17 protein-coding genes are annotated in these 20,294 nt (G+C 64.6%); 16 read left to right on the forward strand and 1 reads right to left on the reverse strand.

Annotated elements, in window-relative coordinates:
* The first annotated feature begins 102 nt into the window (after positions 1-102).
* Entirely contained in the window at positions 103-1,485 is a 1,383-nt protein-coding gene (locus CGLY_RS07745; RefSeq protein WP_038548228.1) for an MmgE/PrpD family protein, read from the forward strand.
* Positions 1,486-1,615: 130 nt separating this feature from the next.
* On the opposite strand, the gene truB is transcribed toward CGLY_RS07745, so the two are convergent.
* Positions 1,616-2,572, reverse strand: a complete 957-nt coding sequence (gene truB / locus CGLY_RS07750) for a tRNA pseudouridine(55) synthase TruB (RefSeq protein WP_038548230.1) — start codon at positions 2,570-2,572, stop codon at positions 1,616-1,618.
* A 46-nt stretch (positions 2,573-2,618) separates the two neighbouring features.
* On the opposite strand from truB, the gene CGLY_RS07755 reads away from it, so the two are divergent.
* The 15 genes from CGLY_RS07755 (at position 2,619) to CGLY_RS07825 (ending at position 20,257) form a co-directional block, all read left to right on the forward strand.
* The gene (locus CGLY_RS07755) at positions 2,619-3,617 is read left to right on the forward strand and encodes a bifunctional riboflavin kinase/FAD synthetase (protein ID WP_038551976.1); all 999 of its coding nucleotides are present in this window, start codon (positions 2,619-2,621) and stop codon (positions 3,615-3,617) included.
* Between the two features lie 109 nt (positions 3,618-3,726).
* A complete protein-coding gene (gene rpsO / locus CGLY_RS07760) occupies positions 3,727-3,996 on the forward strand; it encodes a 30S ribosomal protein S15 (RefSeq protein ID WP_038548233.1) in 270 nt (89 codons plus the stop codon).
* A gap of 461 nt (positions 3,997-4,457) precedes the next feature.
* Positions 4,458-6,692, forward strand: coding sequence for a polyribonucleotide nucleotidyltransferase (locus CGLY_RS07765; RefSeq protein WP_038551979.1), 2,235 nt, complete (start codon positions 4,458-4,460; stop codon positions 6,690-6,692).
* Positions 6,693-6,751: 59 nt separating this feature from the next.
* Positions 6,752-7,519, forward strand: coding sequence for a 4-hydroxy-tetrahydrodipicolinate reductase (gene dapB / locus CGLY_RS07770; protein WP_038548236.1), 768 nt, complete (start codon positions 6,752-6,754; stop codon positions 7,517-7,519).
* Positions 7,520-7,569: 50 nt separating this feature from the next.
* On the forward strand, positions 7,570-8,328 hold the full coding sequence (gene thyX / locus CGLY_RS07775; RefSeq protein WP_038548238.1) for an FAD-dependent thymidylate synthase: 759 nt from the start codon (positions 7,570-7,572) through the stop codon (positions 8,326-8,328).
* 66 nt (positions 8,329-8,394) lie between these two features.
* The gene (gene dapA / locus CGLY_RS07780; RefSeq protein WP_038548241.1) at positions 8,395-9,297 is read left to right on the forward strand and encodes a 4-hydroxy-tetrahydrodipicolinate synthase; all 903 of its coding nucleotides are present in this window, start codon (positions 8,395-8,397) and stop codon (positions 9,295-9,297) included.
* Positions 9,298-9,304: 7 nt separating this feature from the next.
* Positions 9,305-11,494, forward strand: a complete 2,190-nt coding sequence (locus CGLY_RS07785; protein WP_038548244.1) for a ribonuclease J — start codon at positions 9,305-9,307, stop codon at positions 11,492-11,494.
* Between the two features lie 54 nt (positions 11,495-11,548).
* A complete protein-coding gene (locus tag CGLY_RS07790) occupies positions 11,549-12,163 on the forward strand; it encodes a TIGR03085 family metal-binding protein (protein ID WP_038548247.1) in 615 nt (204 codons plus the stop codon).
* 79 nt (positions 12,164-12,242) lie between these two features.
* On the forward strand, positions 12,243-15,578 hold the full coding sequence (locus CGLY_RS07795) for a DNA translocase FtsK (RefSeq protein ID WP_081803828.1): 3,336 nt from the start codon (positions 12,243-12,245) through the stop codon (positions 15,576-15,578).
* 170 nt (positions 15,579-15,748) lie between these two features.
* On the forward strand, positions 15,749-16,792 hold the full coding sequence (locus CGLY_RS07800; protein WP_052539883.1) for a TerC family protein: 1,044 nt from the start codon (positions 15,749-15,751) through the stop codon (positions 16,790-16,792).
* 75 nt (positions 16,793-16,867) lie between these two features.
* Positions 16,868-17,512: a CDP-diacylglycerol--glycerol-3-phosphate 3-phosphatidyltransferase gene (gene pgsA, locus CGLY_RS07805; protein WP_038548254.1), complete on the forward strand. Its 645-nt coding sequence runs from the start codon at positions 16,868-16,870 to the stop codon at positions 17,510-17,512.
* On the forward strand, positions 17,505-18,083 hold the full coding sequence (locus CGLY_RS07810; RefSeq protein ID WP_052539884.1) for a CinA family protein: 579 nt from the start codon (positions 17,505-17,507) through the stop codon (positions 18,081-18,083). The genes pgsA and CGLY_RS07810 overlap by 8 nt, the downstream gene beginning before the upstream one ends.
* Before the next feature lie 94 nt (positions 18,084-18,177).
* Positions 18,178-18,555 (forward strand): helix-turn-helix domain-containing protein, encoded by a 378-nt coding sequence (locus CGLY_RS07815; protein WP_038548257.1) that lies wholly within the window; start codon positions 18,178-18,180, stop codon positions 18,553-18,555.
* Between the two features lie 66 nt (positions 18,556-18,621).
* On the forward strand, positions 18,622-19,470 hold the full coding sequence (locus CGLY_RS07820; RefSeq protein ID WP_038548260.1) for a PspA/IM30 family protein: 849 nt from the start codon (positions 18,622-18,624) through the stop codon (positions 19,468-19,470).
* Positions 19,471-19,528: 58 nt separating this feature from the next.
* Entirely contained in the window at positions 19,529-20,257 is a 729-nt protein-coding gene (locus CGLY_RS07825; RefSeq protein ID WP_038548263.1) for a DUF1707 SHOCT-like domain-containing protein, read from the forward strand.
* Positions 20,258-20,294: the final 37 nt, after the last annotated feature.

A 20,294-nucleotide genomic window follows, 5' to 3' on the forward strand; every position in this document is an offset into this window, starting at 1 on the left:
AAAGGGTTGAACTCGGCGCTATGAAGTCCAGTATGGGAGGTGAGGCAAGCCTAATGGGCAATCTGGTCCATTCCGGGATGCCTCAGAAGAAAGGAGCAGGTGATGACAGAAGTACAGGAACTCGCCACTTTCGTGGAGAAGGCACGTCTCAGTGACCTCAGCCCGGAAGCTCTTGAACAACTCAAGATCCGGGTGCTTGACACACTCGGAGTTGCTGTCGGTGCGCTCGACGCTGAACCAGTCAACGCGATCAGGGGACTCCTGGAGGACCTCGGTGGGACTGAACAGGCGACATTGATCGGCGGGGGAAAGACCTCGCCGGAGAAGGCGGCCTTCTTCAACAGTGCGCTCAGCCGCTACCTCGACTTCATGGATGCCTATCTCGCGAAAGGCGAGACCAACCACCCCTCAGACAACTTCGGGGCAGTCCTCGCCGCAGCCGAGAGCGTTGATGCCAGTGGGGCGGAGCTGCTCACCGCTTTCGCGGTGGCGTACCAGGTCCATACCCGCCTGTCGGACGTCGCGCCGGTCCGCGCCCTCGGATTCGACCACACCACCCAGGGAGCTTTCGCCGCAGCGTGTTCGGCCGCCAAGGCACTCGGTCTCGATGCTGACCAGATCGCGAATGCCGCCGCCATGGCCGGCACGGCGAATGTGGCCCTGCGTGTCACGCGCACCGGCAACCTCAGCCACTGGAAGGGGCTGGCGTACCCGCATGTCGCCAAGGAGGGGGTGTGGTCGGCGCTGTTGGCGTCCCGAGGCATCACCGGGCCCGGAGAGGTGTTCGAGGGCAACAAGGGGTTCAAGGATCTCGCGGGCGACTACACGCTGGACTGGTCGTCCGAGGACCTCGAGAGTGTCACCCGGACAATCATCAAGAAGTACAACGCCGAGATACATTCGCAGTCTGCCCTGGAGGCTGTCCTGGATATCCGCTCCCGGGAGGGCTTCGACCCGTCGCATATCGACACTGTCAGGCTGTCCACGTTCGACGTCGCGTACTCGATCATCGGCGGCGGCGAGGAGGGGGACAAGCAAACCATCCGCACCAAGGAGGAGGCGGACCATTCGCTCCCGTGGATGCTGGCCGTCGCTCTCCTCGACGGCGAACTCAATCCCGGTCAGTATGATCCGGCGCGCATTGTCGCCGATGACGTCCAGGAGCTCATGGCCAAGGTTACGATCACCCCGGACGATGCGTTGTCCGACCGTTTCCCGGAGGAGATGCCTGCGGAAGTCACCGTCACGCTCGATGACGGCACGGAGTTCAGCGCTGAGAAATCCGCCTACGACGGATTCTTCACCTGCCCCTTGGACTGGGACGCGGCCCGCGTGAAGTTCAACGTCCTCACCGCGCCTTTCGCTGACCAGGCGCTACGCGACGAGATCAGTGACATCGTCCATGACCTCGACAACCGTCAGGTCACCGAGTTGACCGCCGCTCTGGCGAAAGTCTCCACCACGCGCGCGGACGGACAGTCATGACTGCCGTCGCCACCGGCACGACCGGCCGGCGGAGTGGTGTGTCGAGAACGACGGTGACGAGACCACCGTGCTCGCGGACCACTCGCAGATCCTGCAGTTGGAGGGTCTGCGTCAGAATGTCCGGGGCGACTCAGTCCATCCCCGCCGGACGTGCCACGAACACACTGGCTGCGCGCGCGCCTTTCTCCTCGAGAAGGGCCACGGCCCTGCCGTCAGGTGTGACGGCGGCATAGACGCCACGCATGCCGACCGGGGAGAGCCACTTACCCAACGACAGTGCGTCCCCCTCGGCGTCGGAGACCCCACGGACCGGGAAGCAGGTCGACATCGCCTCATCCAGGGACATCGTCAGTTCGGGCGAGGTGTCGGTGTTGTCGCGCACGGCGAAGAGCTCATCGAGTGTTCGCGCCTCGCTCACGGCGAACGGGCCTGCGCTCGTACGTCGCAGGGCGCTCAGATGACCGCCGACGCCCAAGGCTTCGCCGGCATCCCGTGCGATCGACCGGATGTAAGTCCCTGAGGAGCAGTGCACGCTGATATCGGCCTCAGCGACCGTCTCCGGGCCCTCACCGCTGATGCGGATATCCGCCACACTGAGTTCGTGGACGGTCACGGGACGCTCGGGCAGTATGACATCCACCCCCTCCCGGACGAGTTCGTGGGCCCGACGGCCGTTGACTTTGATTGAGCTGACGCTGCTGGGACGCTGCATGATCTCGCCGGACTGTGCGGCGAAGGCCGCCCGGACACCGTCGATCGTTAGGGAGGCCATCGCCTGGGCAGGTGCCGTGGAGATGACATCGCCCTCGATATCGTCGGTGACGGTCGCGGACCCGAAGCGGACCGTGGCGTCGTACCGTTTGTCGTGGGTCACCACGTGCGCGAGGAACTTGGTGCCCCGTTCGATCCCGACGACGAGCACCCCGGTGGCCATCGGGTCCAAGGTTCCGGAGTGTCCGACCCGACGTGTACCGAAGATACGTCGACACCGTGAGACGACGTCGTGACTGGTCATTCCGGCGGGTTTGTCGACAATGACAAGACCGGACCGGGCGATGATCCCGTCGGCTGATTCTCTTCCAGGCATGGAGCACAGTCTAGGTGGTGACAGGAAGTGTCGTAGTGTGGTGTCCGTGGATATCTGGAACGGACTGGACGAGGTTCCCTCGGACCTCCAGGGAAGCGTGGTGACGATCGGTGTCTTTGACGGAGTGCACCGCGGACACCAGACGTTGATCGACACGGCGGTCACCAAGGCGCGGGAGCTCGGTGTGCCGGCGGTGATGATGACTTTTGACCCTCACCCGACGGTGATCTTCCTCCCGAAGAGTGTTCCGCCGTTGCTTGCCACGGTTGAACAACGCGCGGTGAGTGCTGCCCGGTACGGTATCGACGCAATGCTCGTGGTCGCCTTTGACGACGAGATCATCTCCTGGAGTCCGGAAGAGTACTTCCGACGGGTCATCGTCGATCTCTTCAAAGCGAAAGCTGTTGTCGTGGGGGACAATTTCACGTTCGGAAGCCAGGCGTCGGGTACCTCCGAGACGATGAGGGAACTGGGGGAGCGTTATGGTGTGCAGGTCACCGTCCACGGTCTGCTGCGCGACGGCGGCAGTGCTGACGGACACACGGTCTGCTCGTCCTGGATCCGTGAGCAGCTCGCCGTCGGAAATGTCGCGGGTGCCGCGGGTGCCCTGGGGCGGAACTTCACCGTCCGTGGCGTCGTGACCCGAGGTGCAGGCAGGGGAGGTGCCGCCCTGGGGTTCCCGACCGCGAACCTGTATTTCCCGGACAGCCAGGCGCTGCCGGCGGACGGAGTCTACGCTGGGGACCTCCGCATCCTGCCGACCCAGAAAGATCCCGTCGGTGCCCTGGTCGGTGACATGCCGGTCGACGTCCACCTCCCTGCGGCGATCTCGGTCGGTACGAACCCCACCTTCGGGGACGAGACCCGCAGCGTGGAGGCGTTCGTCCTGGACCATGACGCCGACCTCTACGGCCGAAAAGTCACCGTCAGCTTCATCGACCATATCCGTGGAATGGAGAGCTACGACGGGCTCGATGAACTCGTCGAGGCCATCGGTAGTGACGTCGAAGCCACCCGGAGGTTGGTGCCCCGCGAGCGGGGATGATAGTGTCATCCGGTCTGTGACTGTGGTTCGCGGTAGTCACAACGGCGCTCGCCTCCGGGCGGTACGTCCTCTTTTCGCGCGGACTGAAACAACCATCAGGAGAATTCCCATGGCTTTGACCAAGGACCAGAAGGCCGAGACTCTCAAGGAGTTCGGCGTTCACGAGACCGACACCGGTTCGCCTGAGGCGCAGGTCGCGCTGATGACGGTGCGCATCCGTCAGCTGACCGAGCACCTCAAGTTCCACAAGCACGACCACCACTCCCGCCGCGGACTGCTGCTGTTGGTCGGTCGTCGCAAGAGGCTGCTGAAGTACCTGCAGGAGAACAACGTCGAGCGTTACCGTTCCCTGATTGAGCGCCTGGGCCTGCGTCGCTAGACGTCCCCAGCGCTGGCACTGACCCCGTACACCGTCGCCGACGGTGTACGGGGTTTCGTGGTTTCCGTGGTCGGACAGCGCAGTTCGACCAGTGGTGGTGTAGGATGATCTGCGGTAATTGTCCAGAGCATGAGAATCCGTACCCGAGGCCGGCACCGACGACCGGCACAGGGACCGAAGAAGACGCAGAAGGTATACACATCAACGTGACATCGCAGAACGAGAACGACACCCAGCCGAAGAAGGCCTCGACGAAGAAGGCACCGGCCAAGAAGACCGCAGCGAAGAAGGCGCCCGCAAAGAAGACGGCCGCTGCGGGAGCAACGGGAGCTGCCAAGGCTCCAGCGAAGAAGGCGCCCGCAAAGAAGACGCAGGCGAAGAAGGCTCCGGCGAAGGCTGCTCCGGAGAAGAAGGCGCCGGCGGCCAAGACACCGGTCGCCCCGACCCACAAGGCTGAACTCATCGATGCCGAGTCCGGTATCTGGGAATCCACCGCCACCATCGACAACGGTGACTTCGGCACCCGGACGGTCTCCTTTGAGACCGGCCTGCTGGCACGCCAGGCGGACGGCGCCGTCACCGCCTATCTCGATGACGACACGATGATGCTGTCGACGACCACCGCGTCGAAGAAGCCGAAGGAGAACCTCGACTTCTTCCCGCTGACGGTTGACGTCGAAGAGCGTATGTACGCCGCAGGGCGTATCCCCGGCAGTTTCTTCCGGCGCGAGGGCCGGCCTGGCACCGAAGCGATCCTGGCCTGCCGTCTGATTGACCGGCCGCTGCGCCCGACCTTCGCCAAGGGAATCCGCAACGAGGTTCAGGTCGTCGTCACGGTCATGTCCATGGACCCCGACGACATGTACGATGTGGTCGCCATCAATGCCGCCTCAGCATCAACGCAGCTGTCCGGCCTGCCGGTCTCCGGCCCCGTCGGTGGTGTGCGGATGGCACTCGTCGTCGACGAGGATCATGCTGAGGGGCAGTGGGTCGCTTTCCCGACACGTCAGCAGCAGGAACAGGCGGTCTTCGAGCTCGTCGTCGCCGGCCGCGTCGTCGAGCCGGTTCGTAGGGGACGCGGCCGCCGTAAGCCCGTCCCCGGCGAGAACGTCGCCATCATGATGGTCGAAGCGGGGGCCACCGACACTGTCGTCCAGCGCGTCGCCGAGGGCGCCCCGGCACCGACGGAGGCAGTCGTCGCCCAGGGCATTGACGCCGCACGCCCCTTCATCGCTGAGCTTTGTGGTGCTCAGGCGGCGCTGGCCACGGCAGTCGACGCCCAGGCGCGTGCTTTCGAGCTGTTCCCGCCCTTCGGCGAGGATGTGTTCGCCGCCGTCGAGTCCGAGTCCGCCGACAAGCTCTCCGGCATCATGTCCATCGCCGACAAGGCCGAGCGCGATGAAGCGCTGTCCGAGGATATGGCCGCGACGGTCGAGGCGCTGGAGGCCCAGTTCGAGGGGCGCACCACCGAGATCCGCAACGCCCACAACGAGGTCACCCGCCAGCTGGTCCGTACCCGTATTCTCACTGACGGCTTCCGCATCGATGGCCGTGACGCCACGGCCATCCGCGATCTCGGCGTGATGATCGACCTGGTGCCGCGTGCACACGGCTCCGCTCTCTTCGAGCGTGGTGAGACCCAGATCCTGGGTGTAACCACACTCGACATGCTCAAGATGGAGCAGAGCATTGACAGCCTCGGACCGGTGGACTCCAAGCGGTACATCCACCACTACAACTTCCCGCCGTACTCCACCGGTGAGACCGGACGTGTCGGATCCCCGAAGCGTCGCGAGATCGGTCACGGTGCCTTGGCCGAGCGTGCCCTGTTGCCGGTGATTCCGTCCCGCGAGGAGTTCCCCTATGCGATCCGGCAGGTGTCCGAGGCGCTGAGCTCGAACGGATCGACGTCCATGGGCTCGGTCTGTGCCTCTACGCTGTCGCTCTACAACGCCGGCGTGCCCCTCAAGGCCCCGGTGGCAGGTATCGCCATGGGCCTGGTCACCGGAGAGGTCGACGGCAAGGAGAGCTACGTGACCCTCACCGACATCCTCGGTGCCGAGGACGCGTTCGGCGACATGGACTTCAAGGTCGCCGGTACCGCCGACTATGTCACCGCGCTGCAGTTGGACACGAAGGTCGACGGTATCCCGTCCGATGTTCTCGTCGCCGCACTGGCTCAGGCTCGCAGTGCACGCCTGGAGATCCTGTCCACCATGGGTGAAGCCGTGGCCGGACCGGAGGAGATGAGCGAGTTCGCCCCGCGTATCACCACCGTCAGCGTCCCCCAGAACAAGATCGGCGAGCTGATCGGCCCGAAGGGTAAGACGATCAACCAGATCACCGAGGAGACCGGCGCCAACATCTCCATCGAGGATGACGGAACCGTCTTCATCTCCGCTTCCGACGGCAAGGCCGCCGACGCAGCCGTCGACAAGGTGAACTCGATCGCCAACCCGCAGTTGCCGAAGGTCGGCGACCGGTACCTGGGCACCGTGGTGAAAACCACCGCCTTCGGCGCCTTCGTCTCCCTGCTTCCGGGCAAGGACGGTCTGATCCACATCTCGAACCTCGGTGGCGACCGCCGGGTCGAGAAGGTCGAGGACGAGGTCTCGGTCGGTCAGGCACTCGAGGTTGAGATCGCCGACATCGATAACCGGGGGAAGATTTCCCTGGTCCTCGTTGACGCCAACTAACCTGACCGGACGTCAACTGCCAGCCACACACCACCGGAATTATTCAGGAGTAGAAGTACATGACGAAGGTCGGAGTTCTCGGAGCACACGGCAGGGTCGGCACTGCAGTCGTCGCCGCCGTGGAAAAGACGGACGGTCTCGAGCTGTCTGCGGCCCTGGACCACGGGGATGACCTCGCGGCTCTGGTCGACAACGGTACCGAGGTCGTCGTCGACTTCACGGTTCCGGACGCCGTCATGGGCAACCTGGAGTTCTGTGTCGCGAACGGCATCCACGCCGTCGTCGGGACGACCGGTTGGACGCCGGAGCGCTATGACACCCTCCGGGAGTGGCTGGACGACTCGCCGGCGACCGGAGTTCTGGTCGCCCCGAACTTCGCCATCTCAGCGGTACTGACGATGAAGCTCGCGGAGATCGCCGCACCGTACTTCGACTCTGCCGAGGTCATCGAATTGCACCACCCCAATAAGAAGGACGCGCCGTCCGGTACGGCCGTGCACACCGCGGAAGGCGTTGCACGCGCCCGGCGGGCGGCCGGCTTGGGACCGCAGCCCGATGCCACCGACCAGACGATGGACGGCGCCCGCGGTGCCGATGTCGACGGTGTTCCGGTCCACGCGGTGCGTATGACAGGTATGGTCGCTCACGAGCAGGTCATCCTGGGCGCTGCCGGACAGACCCTGACCATCAAGCAGGATTCCTATGACCGGGAGTCTTTCGTCCCGGGCGTGCTCCTGGGTGTTGACAAGGTCCCGTCGCATCCAGGGCTGACCGTCGGTCTGGAAAAGTTCCTCGGGCTCGATTCTCTCGGCGTTCCCGCCGAGTAGATCGCCCCTGCCCCAGACACCTTCTAACAACAGGGAAGTGTACACAGGCGATGCCCACCACCTCGGAGTTTTCCGCCAGGCTGATTTCACAGACGACGTTCCTGCCTCCAGAGGACGTCCCCTGGGAACCCTCGGCGGCGGGCGGGGACGCCTCGAACCTCGTCGAGTTCGCCGGTCGTGCGTGCTACGAGACGTGGGACCGTCCCAATCCGCACACCGCGGAGAACGACGCCTACATCCGGCACATCCTTGACGTCGGCCACCTGAGCCTGCTGGAACATGCCTCGGCCGGGGTGTACCTGCGCGGAGTGTCACGGTCATGTGCGCACGAGATCATGCGTCACCGCCACTTCTCCTTCAGTCAGCTGTCACAGCGGTACGTGCCGCCGGAGCAATCGGAGATCGTGGTCCCCGACACGATCGCCGCCGACCCCGACATCGCCGAACTGCTGCTCCATGCCACCGACGTCGCCAGGGACGCCTACGAGGAACTACTGGACGCCCTGGAGGCGCGGTCCACGACGGAGACGAACTCGGTGCTGCGGGCCAAGCAGGCCCGACAGGCAGCTCGCGCGGTCCTGCCGAATGCGACTGAGACCCGTTTCGTGATGACGGGGAACATGCGTTCATGGCGCCACTTCATCGGGATGCGTGCGGCAGAGCACGCTGACCCTGAGATCCGGCGCGTCGCGGTGGCGTGTCTCAGACTGTTGCGGGGGGTCAGCCCCGAGATCTTCGATGATTTCACGATCACCGAACTACGGGACGGCACGTTGATGGCGACCAGCCCATACGTCGCCGACATCTGACGGCTCCGGCGCGTCGGCGGGGGTCCTGGTACACATCACGGGCTGTGGGCGGTAACCTATGCTGACATGAGCACAGGTATGACAGCGACAAGAGGAGCCGAGTTCTTCGGCACGGTCTCTGTGGCGATGGTGACGCCCTTCGCGAAGGACGGCAGCATCGACCTGGACGCCGGTGTATCCCTGGCGGGACACCTGGTGGACCAGGGTTGCGACGCTCTTGTTCTGAGCGGCACCACGGGTGAGTCACCCACGGTCCGCCCCTCGGAGAAGATCGACCTGCTCAAGGCGGTTCGCGCTGAGCTCGGTGACCGGGTGAAACTCGTCGCCGGCAGCGGTACCTACAGCACCGCGGACTCCGTGGAGCTGTCGAAGGCATCGGCGGCTGCCGGTGCGGACGGCCTGCTCGTGGTCACTCCCTACTACTCCCGACCGAGTCAGGAAGGGCTCTACCGGCATTTCACCGCTGTGGCGGACGCGGTAGATACCCCGATCTGTCTCTATGACATTCCGTCCCGGTCCGTGGTCCCTATCGAGTCCGACACGCTTCGTCGGCTCTCCGACCACCCGAACATCCGGGCGGTCAAGGACGCCAAGGGCGATCTTCCGGCAGCGATGCAGTTGCTGGAGGAGACGGAACTGGCGTGGTATTCCGGAGATGACCCGTTGAATGTGCCGTGGCTCGCGGTCGGCGCTACCGGCATGATTTCCGTCATCGGACATGTCGCCGCCCCGCAGCTGCGCGCACTCCGCGACGCCGTCGACGCCGGTGACATTACCGGCGCCCGGTCGATCGCCAACCGCCTGATCCCACTGACCCGAGCCCAGGCCCGGCTCGGTGGGGTGGCATTCGCCAAGGCGGCACTCACACTTCATGGAATTGAGGTGGGCGCACCGCGCCTGCCCATCATCGAACCCACGTCGGCGGACATCGACCGACTGGCAGAAGACCTGCGGAACGCAGGGGTATAAGGACACTATGACTGAGAACCGTTCCCGGGCACGCAAGGTGACCCGGAAGGCCGCTCCGCCGAGCGCTGACACCAGTGCTGCGGATGTGACCACCACGTTCAATGACGGCGGACAGGCCAGCACCTCCGCTCCGGAGGCGAACAGCAACGTCGGCAATGCCGGCGGATCCACTGACGACGGCGCGTCCACGTCCGACCCGGACACGAGCTCCGGCAACAACTCCGGTGGTGGAAACCGCTCCCGCTCACGCCGCTCCAGGGGCCGCGGTAACAACGGCGGAAGCAACGCCAACAACAGCGGGAACAACCAGGGCGGCAACAACCGCAACCGTGGAGGCCGTAACCAGGGGGGCCAGGGCAACCAGGGCAACCAGGGCAACAACAACCGCAACCGTGGTAACCGGAATAACCAGGGCGGCGGTGACCGTCGCCGCAATGCCGTGCAGACGATGCAGGGAGCTGACCTGACTCAGCGGCTGCCGAAGCCACCGAAGGCCCCGAAGGACGGTCTGCGGATTATCGCCTTGGGCGGTATCTCGGAGATCGGCCGCAACATGACTGTCTTCGAGTACCACAACCGCATCATCATCATCGACTGTGGTGTGCTCTTCCCCTCGTCGGGGGAACCGGGCGTGGACCTGATCCTGCCGGATTTCTCCTACCTCGACGACAAATGGGACCGCGTGGAGGCACTCGTGGTCACGCACGGCCACGAGGACCACATCGGGGCGATCCCGTGGCTGCTGAAGCAGCGTGCGGACATTCCGATCATCGGTTCGCGGTTCACCTGCGCGCTGATCGCCGCAAAGTGCCAGGAGCACCGGCTGCGTCCGAAGCTGATCGAGGTCGACGACACCTCCCACGAGAGTCGGGGCCCCTTCGACCTCCGCTTCTTCAACGTCGGTCACTCCATCCCGGAGTGCCTCGGCATCGCGTTGAAGACGGGTGCGGGACTGGTTGTCCACACCGGCGACGTGAAGCTGGACCAGACTCCTGCTGACGGCCGTCCGACGGATCTGCCGGCCCTGTCCCGGTTCGGTGACGAGGGTATTGACCTGTTCCTCTGCGACTCCACCAACGCCACCACTCCGGGTGTTTCGCCTTCGGAGGCGGCTATCGGACCGAATCTGCGACGTATCGTCACCGAGGCGAAGCAGCGCGTGATCATCGCGTCGTTCGCCTCCAACGTCGCCCGCGTGCAGATGGCTGTCGACGCGGCCGTGGCTGCTGGACGCAAGGTCGCGTTCAACGGTCGCTCAATGATCCGCAACATGGAGATCGCGGAGCGCCTGGGCCTGCTGACGGCCCCGCGGGGCACCATCGTCTCGATGGACGAGGCCAGCCGTATGGCTCCGCACAAGGTCGTGCTGATCACCACCGGCACCCAGGGGGAGCCGATGGCCGCCCTGTCGCGCATGGCGCGTCGTGAGCACAGGCAGATCACCGTGCGTCCGGGCGACCTGATCGTCCTGTCCTCCTCACTGGTCCCCGGTAACGAGGAGGCGGTCTTCGGTGTGATCAATATGCTGTCTCAGATCGGTGCCGAAGTCATCACGGGCAAGGACGCCATGGTGCATACCTCGGGCCACGGCTACTCCGGCGAGCTGCTGTTCCTGTACAACGCCGCACGCCCGCGCAACGCCATGCCCGTTCACGGTGAGTGGCGCCACCTCCGTGCCAACCGTGAACTCGCCATCTCCACCGGTGTGGCCCGCGACCACACCGTCCTGGCGCAGAATGGTGTCGTCGTCGACCTCGTCAACGGTCAGGCATCGGTGGTGGGACAGATTCCTGTCGGCAACCTCTACGTCGACGGCGTCACCATGGGTGACGTGGGAGCTGAGGAACTTGAGGACCGTACCGCAATGTCGGAGGGCGGTCTGATCTCGGTGACCGTGGTCATCGACAACCGCACCGGACGGCCGCTGGAGGATCCGCAGGTCCAGGCCCGTGGTTTCTCGGACGCGTCCAAGGACATGATGCGACAGGTCGCCGAACTCGTCGACAACGTCATGCTGGACCTCTCCGGCCAGGGTGAGAATGACCCCTACCGGATGGCGCAGACCCTGCGCCGCAAGGTGGGCAAGTTCGTCAAGGACAAGTGGAAGCGTGAGCCCTTCATTGTTCCGACGGTTGTGCCGATGACGAGCGAGATCGTCGAGGAACTCGACCCGGAGGATCACGTGCCGTCTCTGTAAGCACCTGCCTCGGAGCATGACGGTCCGCCAGAAGCCCGCGTAGCATCGGGAGACATGACAGTCTCCCATGATGAACGCCAGGCACTGGCGGACCTTCTGTTGTCCCGGGGGCCCGACCAGCCCACGCTGTGTGAAGGGTGGATGACCCGCGACATGGCGGTCCACCTCGTGTTGCGTGAGTATCGTCCGGACGCGATGGCGGGAATGTTCCTGCGCCCGCTGGCAGGGCACCTGGCGTCGCTGAGTCGGCAGTATGAGAGCAGGGACTTCGAGGAACTGGTCGAGCTCTACCGTGCGGGACCACCGGTGTGGAATCCGATGCGTCTCGGGGACCGGTTCATCAATCTCGGCGAGAATTTCGTCCACCATGAGGACGTACGTCGCGGGGGAGGGGAGTGGTCGCCTCGCGACCTGCCACGACAGACCAGGGACACGCTGTGGGGAGCGGTCAAACAGATCTCCCGGGGCCTGATCCGGAGCTCCGGTGTATCGGTGACTCTGGTGCGCACCGACGGTGCGGGGGAGTCCGTCAGGGTGGGTAGCAGTTCGTCCGAGGTCACCGTGACGGGCGAAACGGGAGAGCTTCTGCTGTGGATTTACGGAAGGATCAAGGCCTGTGACGTGACTGTCGTCGGAGACGAGGATGCGGTCCGCAGGGTCAGTCTCTAAGCGATGATGTTATATGTGTCACTGGTGTGACGCGTGTTGCGACTGTTAAAGGTGGTGTAGTCGGGCTAAACTGGCGCGCATGTCAACGACCAGTCGCACGCGTACCTCTCCCGGGAACTCTTCCCGGCGCTCCACTGGGCGATCTTCCCGTCCGTCGGCCAAAGCGTCGCCCGCCACCGCGCGTACCCGACGGACTCCTTCCTATGACACCGCCGACTTCGAACGGACCGGCGGTGCCTTCGGTGCCGTGGGGTCGTCGGTCGGCTCGATGGTGGGGGGAATGTCCCGTGGCCTCGGTGGTCTTGCACGCAAGCTCTCGGTGAGGGTTCCGGACGCGCCTGACGCAGGCCTGGTGGACCACGACGCGCCCGACGAGTTGCCGACCACCGTGCTGGACCGTGCCAGCGCCTCGAAGAAGAAGAAGAAAGACGCCCGTACCCGGTCGAAAGGAGCGAATGACGACGTGGATGCCCAGGCCACCCCAGATGATGCTGAACAACCGGCGTCGGAGCACGACGACAGTCAGGCAGCCCGGGTTCGGGTGGGAGGCCACTCCGACGGTGCTGCCCTGGGGGCCCTCGCGCTGGCGCTGATCATCGCGGGCACCTCATGGTTCGGAGTCGGCGGCACGGTGGGAAGCGGTATTGACTTCGTGCTGACGTACCTCATCGGCGCAGCAGCGCTGCTTGTCCCGGTGCTGCTCGCCGGAACGGCCTGGGTGCTCATGGTGGGTGTCGAAACCACGCAGCGTTCGCGACTGCGTCTCGGTCTCGGTATCGGTATTATCGTGCTCGCTGTCCTCGGGACGATCCACATCCTCGCCGGGCAACCGTCGGAGATCGAGGGGCGGGCGTCCGCCGGCGGGATCGCCGGTCAGTTCGTCGGCACTCCCATGGCCGTCGGATTCAGTGAGTACGTCGCCGTTCCGCTGCTGCTGATGGTGATCGTCTACGGTGCTCTCCAGCTGACGGGCATGACGGTTCGGCAACTGGTCGGTTCTCTCGCGGGGTGGTTGGGGTACCGCGCACGTGGCCGTGGTGGCGACGATCCGTACGACTCGTACGGCTCGTACGGCGAGTCCGACTACGATGAGGACGACGAATACGCGTCCGTGGACCGTGAGCTGGACGACGCTGTGCGGCAGGACCGCGCACCCCGGGCGACGTCGCGTGACCGCCGCGGCCCGTCCGTCGGCTCCCCGCAACGACCGCGGGCCCGTCCTCGCCCGTCGCGTGCGACGACACCGATGGACAACTACCCCGTGGATCCCGGAGCCGGCGACCAGGCGACCCTGGTGTTTCGCAGTGATGCAGCCACGGCTCCTGCCGAGGACGATCTCGAGGCACCTACCGTGGACGATGCCGTCTCCTCGGAACGGCGGCAGTCGCCGGCACCCCGATCACCGCGGACAGCCCGTCCTGCTGTCGAGTCAACGCCGACCATTGACGACGACCTGCTCGCCTCTCCGGTCGCGTCTACTGCATCCACGGCAGCCGAAGGAGCGGCGCAGACCAACCCCGCCGCCCCGGCAAGACCAGCGTCGGCGGCTGCGACGGAGCAGCCGACGGCCGATGCGCGCTCAGCCGCCGACGAACGGGAGGAGACCCGACGACGCATCCTGGCACGTTCAGGTGCTGACGTCGCCGCGACGAACGCCACCGGTAGTGCGCAGAACGCGGCGGCAGACAGCGACGGGGAAGCCGTCGGCCGGGTCACGGACGTCACCTCTGCGGAGTACCTCCTGCCGTCCACGGAACTGCTCGTTCCGGGAGAAACAGCAAAGACCCACAGTGCCGCAAATGACCGCATGATCGAGGCGATCACTGACGTCTTCGAGGAGTTCAAGATCGATGCGCAGGTCACCGGATTCTCCCGCGGGCCGACAGTGACGCGCTACGAGATCGAGCTCGGGCCGGGCGTGAAGGTGTCCAAGATCACCAACCTGCAGTCGAATCTGGCGTACGCAGCGGCGACGGACAACGTCCGACTGCTGACCCCGATCCCCGGCAAGTCCGCTGTGGGTATTGAGGTACCGAACTCCGACCGGGAGATGGTGCGTCTCGGCGACGTGCTCACTGCCCAGCATGTCAACGCTGACCCTGACCCGATGCTCATCGGTCTGGGCAAGGACATCGAAGGCACCTTCGTGGCCCATTCGATCCAGAAGATGCCCCACCTGCTGGTCGCAGGTTCCACAGGGTCCGGCAAGTCGGCATTCGTCAACTCGCTCCTGGTTTCCTTGTTGACGAGGGCCACCCCGGAAGATGTGCGGCTGATTCTGATCGACCCGAAGATGGTCGAGTTGACTCCGTACGAGGGCATTCCTCACCTGGTTACGCCGATCATCACCCAGCCGAAGAAGGCTGCTGCGGCATTGACCTGGTTGGTCGAGGAGATGGAGCAGCGGTACATGGACATGAAGTCCACCCGCGTGCGTCACATCAAGGACTTCAACCGCAAGGTGAAGTCAGGGGAGATCACGACGCCGGCCGGGTCGGAGCGTGAGTACCGTCCGTACCCGTACATCGTGTGTGTGGTCGACGAGCTCGCCGACCTGATGATGACTGCCCCGAAGGAGATCGAAGACGCGATTGTCCGGATCACCCAGAAAGCACGGGCGGCAGGCATCCACCTCGTCCTGGCCACGCAGCGGCCATCGGTGGACGTGGTCACGGGGCTGATCAAGACGAATGTGCCGTCCCGCCTGGCTTTTGCGACCTCCTCGTTGACCGACTCTCGGGTGATCCTCGACCAGGGTGGAGCGGAGAAGCTCATCGGCATGGGTGACGGCCTGTTCATTCCCCAGGGTGCGGGTAAACCGTTGCGCATGCAGGGCGCTTTCGTGACTGACGAGGAAGTCCAGGCCGTGGTCGACGCAGCCAAGGACCAGGCGGAACCCGACTACACCGACGGAGTGACAGAGGACAAGGCAGCTGAGGCGAAGAAGGACATCGATCCGGACATCGGCAATGACCTTGAGGACCTGCTGCAGGCAGTGGAACTCGTCGTCACCAGTCAGTTCGGGTCCACCTCGATGCTGCAGCGCAAGCTGCGAATCGGATTCGCCAAGGCAGGGCGGTTGATGGATCTCATGGAGACCCACGGTGTCGTGGGGCCGTCCGAAGGATCCAAGGCCCGGGATGTGCTGGTGAAGCCGGAGGAGTTGGACACCATCATCTGGATGCTCAAGGGAGCCGATCCTGCTGATGCGCCCAGGGATGCACAGGGAGGTGCGGACGATGCGGCGCAGGGTGAGCCCGGCGAGGACTACGATGCAGAATACGATGCATCTGCTGCAGCCCCGCGTGGTTACGCTGGCCAGGACGGTGATCCCACGGGCGAAATTCCCGTGGTCGATGATGGGCAGACCAGAGTTGTCCGGGCGGATTCCTCTCACACGACGGGTGCTTTCTAGCAGACTTCTGGTAGGATTCGAATCTGTCAGGAGGGGAGTACCCCGCCCGCGGCACTGATCGTCAACACGGCGACCGCCTTCGGTCCCCGGTCGTGCCGGCCACCAGCACTCGTTTGCGGTGGTGGGGGAGACCTCCGGTCCACCTAGCCGACCGGAGGTTTCGACCAGTCATGGAAGTCAACGCACTCACCTGGATCATCACCATTGCGGTGATCGCCGGGTTCTTCATTTTCGATTTCTACGCCCACGTGCGCACGCCGCACGCCCCGTCCATCAAGGAATCTGCCTGGTGGAGCCTGTTCTACGTTGCGCTGGCCTGTGTTTTCGGCGTCTTCCTGTGGTTCACCTGGGGTGAACCAGGTGACCCGCACGCGCACGGCGTCGAGTTCTTCACCGGGTATGTGACCGAGAAGGCCTTGAGCGTGGACAACCTGTTCATCTTCGCCCTCATCATGGGCACGTTCAAGGTCCCCCGCGAGTACCAGCAGAAGGTGCTGCTGATCGGCATCGCCCTGGCCCTGGTGTTCCGCGGTATCTTCATCGCTTTCGGCGCCGCAGCCATCGAAGCCTGGTCCGATGTGTTCTATATCTTCGGGATCTGGCTGCTGTGGACGGCCTACACCGTGGTCCGTGACGAGCTGTCGGACCAACCGGCCCGTGATCCCAGCGACATGAAGCTGATCAAGGTCCTCAACAAGGCGGTCCCTGTCGCTGACGACTACAGCGGCGACAAGCTGCTGGTGCGCCGGCTCGGCAAGCGTGCGGTAACCCCCCTGTTGGTCTGCCTGGTTGCCATCGGCATGACGGACCTGATGTTCGCCCTCGACTCCATCCCGGCGATCTACGGCATCACCCAGGAACCGTACATCGTCTTTACCACCAACGCTTTCGCGCTGCTGGGGCTGCGGCAGATGTACTTCCTGCTGGACGGGCTCCTCGACCGGTTGGTGTACCTGCCCTACGGGCTGGGGATCATCCTGGCCTTCATCGGTGTGAAGCTCGTGCTGCATGCCCTGCACGAGAACGGTCTTCCTTTCATCAACGGGGGCGAACCCGTGCTGAACGCGCCGGAAGTTGAGACGGTGGTCTCTCTGATTGTCATCGTCGGGGTGCTGGCTGTGACCGTGGTCGCCAGCCTTGTGAAGTCGAAACACGACGCGGCGAAAGAATCCGCCGCGGCGGACTCTGCTGTCGAAAGCGCCGCACGCGACTGACACCCGTTACTGCCGGTGCACCAACTTCCGCGTGCACTGGGTAGGATGTGAAGGGTGCAAGAGACGCAGCACGAGATGCAGAACAGTGACGAGAACGACAACAGCGGCCACCACGGGGCACCGGTCGGTGCCGGTAGGTCGCAGTTCGGTCGCGCCGTCCACCGGTTCAACCTCCCGAATGTCCTGACCACGGTCCGGATCGTCCTGATTCCGGTCTTCGTCTGGCTGTTGATCGCGGCCGGGCCATTGGCGGGGGAACGGGACCTTGACAGCGCGCTGCGCTGGTGGGCCCTGTTGTCCTTCTGTGTGCTCATGGCCACTGATCAGCTGGACGGCTTCCTCGCCCGTCGTTACGAGGTGATCACCGACTACGGGAAGCTCGCTGACCCGATCGCCGACAAGGCGCTGATGATCTCGGCGATGGTGTCGCTCAATATTCTGGGCGACTTGTGGTGGCCCGTCACCGTTGTCATCGTCTTCCGGGAACTCGGCATCACGGTATGGCGGATGATACTGGCGCGTAAGGGCAAAGTTGTTCCGGCGTCGAAGGGCGGAAAGCTCAAGACCGTGTTGCAGACGCTGGCCGTTGCCATGGTGATCGCGCCGCTGCCGGACTGGACCAACTGGCTCACCTACCCACTGGTCGCTGTGGCGGTCCTGGTGACCGTGGTAACCGGCGTGCAGTATCTCCTGGATTCCCGGAACCGCGCCGATGCCTGATCCGTCGGGCCCGCTCCTTCCCACGATTCTCGCGCGCCGCCTCGTATCTTCCGCGACGTCGGCGGGGGTCACGGTCGCGACCGCGGAGTCGTTGACTGCCGGCGACATTGCCTCGACCATTGCCGGCGTCGCCGGTGCGTCGGCCGTGCTTCGGGGCGGACTCGTCGTGTACGCGACGGACCTCAAGGCGACGCTCGCGGGCGTCGATGAGTCATTGTTGTCGGCCCGGGGGCCCGTCGATCCCGATGTCGCCCGGGCCTTAGCGAGAGGCGCGGTGAGCCGGTGTGGCGCTGACATCGGTCTCGGTGTCACTGGCGTCGCCGGCCCCGACAGTCAGGACGGTCACCCCGTGGGTGAGGTCTATGTTGCGGTGTGGTCCCCGTCCCGCCATGGGGAAGGAGCGATTGACCACGTGGTGTCTCTCGACGACGCCGAGCTCAGTTCGCCACGGCAGCCGGGTCAGGACCGGCGGGGGGTGATCCGGTCAGCGGCGACCGCTCGCGCACTGTCACTGGCCGTGGATGCCGTCGACGCCCTGGATGCTCTTACCGCGGCCGCGGATGACGGGTAGGAGTTCCCGAGTCGCGGTTACCGCGACGCCGGTAGAGACGGTGGACTAGACTTGAACGGGAACAAAATGGGATCCCCAACCGTTGGAGACGGTGATGGCAAAGCACACTTCGGTACTCGAGAAAGAACGACCCGACGTCGACTTGGCGGGAGTTGACGCGGTCTCAACGACCCTCGCCGAACCACTCCTGCGCGAGGCCCTAGGAGCGACGCTCCGCGGCTTCCGCGAGGATTCCCACCGCACCCTCCGCGAGCTTGCCGTTGCCGCGAACGTGAGCCCGGGCTACCTCTCGGAACTGGAGCGTGGCCGCAAGGAAGTGTCCTCGGAACTCCTGGCCAGCGTCTGCATGGCGCTGGGGATCCGGGTGTCGCAGGTCATCATCGAGGCTGCTGCGATGATGGCGTTCGATGCTGCTGCGGCGGAACTTACCGCGGCAACGCCGGTCGAGCCGGTGTCCGTGGCCTCCCACTGATATACTTTCCTGGTTCACAACAACCCTGCGACTGCCCCGCCCCGTCCGAAGGAGACGTTCAGACTCATGGCAAACCCGTTCTCTAAGGCCTGGAAGTACCTTATGGCGCTGTTCGACTCGAAGATCGAGGAGAATGCCGACCCGAAGGTGCAGATTGAACAGGCCATCCGCGAGGCGCAGAACCAGCACCGGCAGTTGTCGCAGCAGGCGGCCGCCGTCATCGGTAACCAGCGGCAGCTCGAGATGAAGCTGAACCGCCAGCTGGCGGAGATCGAAAAGCTCCAGGCCAACACTAAACAGGCACTGACGTTGTCCGATAAGGCGCGTTCTGAAGGGGACAACCAGAAGGCTGTCGAGTACGAGAATGCGGCGGAGGCTTTCGCCGCTCAGCTGGTGACGGCAGAGCAGTCTGTGGAGGACATGAAGCAGCTCCACGACCAGTCGCTGCAGCAGGCAGACCAGGCGAAGAAGGCCGTCGAGCGCAACTCCATGCAGCTTCAGCAGAAGGTGTCTGAGCGTACAAAGCTGTTGAGTCAGCTGGAGCAGGCGAAGATGCAGGAGAAGGTTGCGGAGTCGCTGCAGTCGATGGACCGTGCCGCCAGCGCGGATTCACCGAACCTGGACCAGGTCCGCGAGAAGATCGAGCGGCGGTACTCCAATGCGCTGGGACAGGCTGAACTGGCGGAGAACTCCGTCCAGGGCCGTATGGCTGAGGTCGAGCAGGCGGGTGTGCAGATGGCCGGTCATTCCCGTCTAGAGCAGCTACGTGCGGAGATGGGCTCGGGAAACTCGGGCCAGAACGCCGTGGCGGGCGGCGACAACCCCCAGCAGGCGATCAATCAGGCACAGCCCCAGGCACAGGCAGTCAACAGTGATGCCGTCGCCCAGAAGATGCGGGAGCTTCGGGGCGAGTAGCATCGGGCCAGCTGTCGGGAACTGAGACGGTGGGCCAGGGTGGGGTAGTGTACGTCACATGGCGACACCGAGTGACCGTAGTTCCGGGACTGACGGGGAGCGTTCTCTGCGTGCAACAACGGCAGACAGGGAGCGCGTCCTGGCGGAGTTGTCTGATGCGACAGGCCGCGGACAGATCGACCTGGGGGAGTTCGAGGAGCGATCGGCAGTGGCCTGGAGTGCGCCCTCCCGTACATGCCTCGCCGACCTTCTGGACGATATAGTCGTTGACCCGATGGCGGTCGTACTTGGAGACAGGAGCGGCGTGGCCCTGCCGCGGGCAGAACGACGGTCCACCGGTCTGGCTCCTGCCCATGGACTGACGACCGCCGGGCCAGTAGATGCCCGCATTACCGGTTCGCCGGGTTCTGCCTGGACCGTAGCGGTGTTCTCAGGTGCCGAGAAGAAGGGGGAATGGGCCTGCGCGCACTCGCACCGGGTGATGGCGGTCATGGGTGGAGCTCTCGTTGATCTTCGCGATGCTGTTTTTGAGGCGCCGGAGACAGTGATCACCGTGACCGCGGTGATGGGCGGGGTCCAGGTACTCGTGCCGGAGGACGTGCGCGTCATCGAGCACGGCGTCGGTCTGATGGGCGGTTTCGGCAGTGCGCGCGCGAAGTCGGTGACACGGAGTTCGCGTGACCTGCCGACGGATGCCCCCGTGGTCCGGGTGCGCGGTGTCGCCGTCATGGGAGGCGTGGAAGTCAAACGTGTGCCTCGCCGCAGGAGAGAGATCCCAGCCTCCTGAAAACATGGCTGCGTTTGTCGTCAGCCGGGGTTGCGCG

Source organism: Corynebacterium glyciniphilum AJ 3170 (assembly GCF_000626675.1).
Classification (GTDB): domain Bacteria; phylum Actinomycetota; class Actinomycetes; order Mycobacteriales; family Mycobacteriaceae; genus Corynebacterium; species Corynebacterium glyciniphilum.

What these genes read in the sequence shown, in the direction of transcription:
- dapB (WP_038548236.1), top strand. Translation starts at nt 6,752, where the DNA reads ATGACGAAGGTCGGAGTTCTCGGAGCACACGGCAGGGTCGGCACTGCA.
- CGLY_RS07820 (WP_038548260.1), top strand. Translation starts at nt 18,622, where the DNA reads ATGGCAAACCCGTTCTCTAAGGCCTGGAAGTACCTTATGGCGCTGTTC.
- truB (WP_038548230.1), bottom strand. Translation starts at nt 2,572, where the DNA reads ATGCCTGGAAGAGAATCAGCCGACGGGATCATCGCCCGGTCCGGTCTT.
- thyX (WP_038548238.1), top strand. Translation starts at nt 7,570, where the DNA reads ATGCCCACCACCTCGGAGTTTTCCGCCAGGCTGATTTCACAGACGACG.
- pgsA (WP_038548254.1), top strand. Translation starts at nt 16,868, where the DNA reads ATGCAGAACAGTGACGAGAACGACAACAGCGGCCACCACGGGGCACCG.
- CGLY_RS07785 (WP_038548244.1), top strand. Translation starts at nt 9,305, where the DNA reads ATGACTGAGAACCGTTCCCGGGCACGCAAGGTGACCCGGAAGGCCGCT.
- CGLY_RS07745 (WP_038548228.1), top strand. Translation starts at nt 103, where the DNA reads ATGACAGAAGTACAGGAACTCGCCACTTTCGTGGAGAAGGCACGTCTC.
- CGLY_RS07800 (WP_052539883.1), top strand. Translation starts at nt 15,749, where the DNA reads ATGGAAGTCAACGCACTCACCTGGATCATCACCATTGCGGTGATCGCC.
- CGLY_RS07815 (WP_038548257.1), top strand. Translation starts at nt 18,178, where the DNA reads ATGGCAAAGCACACTTCGGTACTCGAGAAAGAACGACCCGACGTCGAC.
- rpsO (WP_038548233.1), top strand. Translation starts at nt 3,727, where the DNA reads ATGGCTTTGACCAAGGACCAGAAGGCCGAGACTCTCAAGGAGTTCGGC.
- CGLY_RS07825 (WP_038548263.1), top strand. Translation starts at nt 19,529, where the DNA reads ATGGCGACACCGAGTGACCGTAGTTCCGGGACTGACGGGGAGCGTTCT.
- CGLY_RS07810 (WP_052539884.1), top strand. Translation starts at nt 17,505, where the DNA reads ATGCCTGATCCGTCGGGCCCGCTCCTTCCCACGATTCTCGCGCGCCGC.
- CGLY_RS07790 (WP_038548247.1), top strand. Translation starts at nt 11,549, where the DNA reads ATGACAGTCTCCCATGATGAACGCCAGGCACTGGCGGACCTTCTGTTG.
- dapA (WP_038548241.1), top strand. Translation starts at nt 8,395, where the DNA reads ATGAGCACAGGTATGACAGCGACAAGAGGAGCCGAGTTCTTCGGCACG.
- CGLY_RS07795 (WP_081803828.1), top strand. Translation starts at nt 12,243, where the DNA reads ATGTCAACGACCAGTCGCACGCGTACCTCTCCCGGGAACTCTTCCCGG.